This is a genomic window from Halomonas sp. (genome assembly GCF_031581305.1).
Taxonomy (GTDB): Bacteria; Pseudomonadota; Gammaproteobacteria; order Pseudomonadales; family Halomonadaceae; genus Halomonas.
Genome location: NZ_JAVLBC010000320.1, coordinates 1 through 1885 on the forward strand (window position 1 = coordinate 1; position 1885 = coordinate 1885).

The 1885-nt window shown below is 69.5% G+C and carries 2 protein-coding genes and 1 pseudogene; 2 read left to right on the forward strand and 1 reads right to left on the reverse strand.

Going from position 1 to position 1885, the window contains the following annotated elements; genetic code table 11:
• Positions 1-537, reverse strand: a 537-nt coding sequence (locus tag RI841_RS16265) for a peptidase U32 family protein (protein ID WP_310706673.1), incomplete at its 3' end; no start/stop codon positions are given.
• Between the two features lie 152 nt (positions 538-689).
• Here RI841_RS16265 and RI841_RS16270 point away from each other — a divergent pair.
• Entirely contained in the window at positions 690-1307 is a 618-nt protein-coding gene (locus RI841_RS16270; protein WP_310706674.1) for a TetR/AcrR family transcriptional regulator, read from the forward strand.
• Positions 1304-1885 (forward strand): annotated as a pseudogene (locus RI841_RS16275) (efflux transporter periplasmic adaptor subunit); the annotation flags it as partial. The gene RI841_RS16270 and the pseudogene RI841_RS16275, both read left to right, overlap by 4 nt.

The following is a 1885-nucleotide window of genomic DNA, read 5'->3' on the forward strand; positions in this document are numbered from 1 at the left end:
CGAGAGGTAGCAGCGGCCTTCGGCCATGATGCACAGGCTGCCGAAGGCGAAGACTTCCAGCTCCACCGGGCTCTGCCTGGCCAGGTCGCGCACCTGGGTGATGGAGAGCACGCGGGGCAGCACGGCACGCTTGATGCCAAACTGCTCGTGGTAGAAGCGCAGCGCCTCATGGCTGGTGGCCGAGCCCTGCACCGAGAGGTGGCGGGGCAGGGAAGGGTGGCGGCGGGCGGCGTAATCGAGCAGTCCCATGTCGGCCATGATAAGGGCATCGACGCCGAGATCGGCGGCCTGGTCCACGGCACGGGTCCACATGGCCCATCCGTCCGGCTGGGGATAGGTGTTGATGGCACAGAATACCCGCTTACCGCGGGCGTGAGCGTAGTCGATACCTTCCCGGGCGCGCCTGTCGGTGAAGTTGAGCCCGGCGAACTGGCGGGCGTTGGTCGTGTTCTGGAAGCCGAAGTAGACGGCATCGGCCCCTTCATCCACGGCGCGCTTCAGGGCGGGCAGGTTGCCGGCGGGGCAGACGAGCTCCATGGTGAGCCTCCTGTCGTGGGAATCCCGACCATGCTAGTCGACTACCCCCCTTGGCCTTTTGACTCGGGTCATGGTGAGGCTCCCTGGTCCTCGCGGGTTCGCAATGCGTCTTCTAGAATAGTGACTGATTACTATCTTTTGAGGCTCCTGGCATGTCGCAACGCCAGCATCTCCCCGCCGACGAGCGCCGGGAGCGCACCGTCGAAGCCCTCATCGAGCTTTGCGGCCGTGAGGAACCCGCCACCCTGACCACCGGGCGCATCGCCAGCCGCATGGGCGTCACCCAGGGGGCGCTTTTTCGCCACTTCGCCAGCAAGGAGGCGATCTGGGAGGCGGCGGTGGCCTGGATCGCCGAGCGAGTGATGGCGCGGGTCGCTGCCGCTGCCGAGGGCGTCGAGGAGCCCTTGGCTGCGCTGGAGGCGATGTTCCTGGCTCACGTGGCTTTCATCGCCGAGCACCCGGGAGTGCCGCGACTGCTGATGGGCCAGTTGCAGCACCCCCATCCCACTGCCGCCAGCCGACTGGTGCGCGGCCTGCTGGAACGCTATCGGCGGCGCCTGCTGAGCCTGCTCGAGGAGGCCGGACGTCGAGGGCAGCTGCGAGCCGGGCTCGACCTTGACGCGGCGGCGACCCAGTTCATCGGCTGCGTCCAGGGGCTGGTGCTGCTGTCGATGATCGCCGACGACGTGTCTGGCATCGTCGACCGGGCGCCGGCGGCCTTCGAGCTCTACCGGCACGGCATCCGCGCGGATGCGGGAGGTGTCGCATGAGGCCCTCGATACGCCGGCTGGGGCGGGGGTTGGCGGTACTGATCGGGATAGCCGCGGGAGTCGCCCTGCTGGTCTTCTTCGTGGCCAACCGCCAGGCCCCCGAGCGTCAGGACGCGGCGGCCTCCGCCACTCCCGTCAGGACTATCGAAGTCCGTCGACTGGACTTCCGCCTGGAGGCGCGCGGCCACGGCGTGGCGCGCCCCGCCGAGACCTGGCAGGCGACGGCCAACGTGGCGGGGCGCGTCGTCGAGCGCCACCCGGAACTGGAGAGCGGCACCCTGCTGCCCGAGGGCACCCTGCTGGTGGCCCTGGACCCCAGCCGTTACGAGCTGGCCATCGCCGAGGCCGAGGCGGAACTGGCGAGCCTGGCCGGCGAGCTGGCCCAGCTTGACGCCGAGGAGGAGAACACCCGCCGCCTGCTGGCGCTGGAGAAGGAGGCGCTCACCCTTGCCGAGCGGGAGCTGTCGCGCATGGAACGCCTGGCGGCAAGCGGCTCGGTCTCCACCTCGCGGCGCGACGAGCAGCGGCGCAGTACCCTGATGCAGCGCCAGGCGGTGGCCGCCCTGGAGAACACTCTG

What these genes read in the sequence shown, in the direction of transcription:
- RI841_RS16270 (WP_310706674.1), top strand. Translation starts at nt 690, where the DNA reads ATGTCGCAACGCCAGCATCTCCCCGCCGACGAGCGCCGGGAGCGCACC.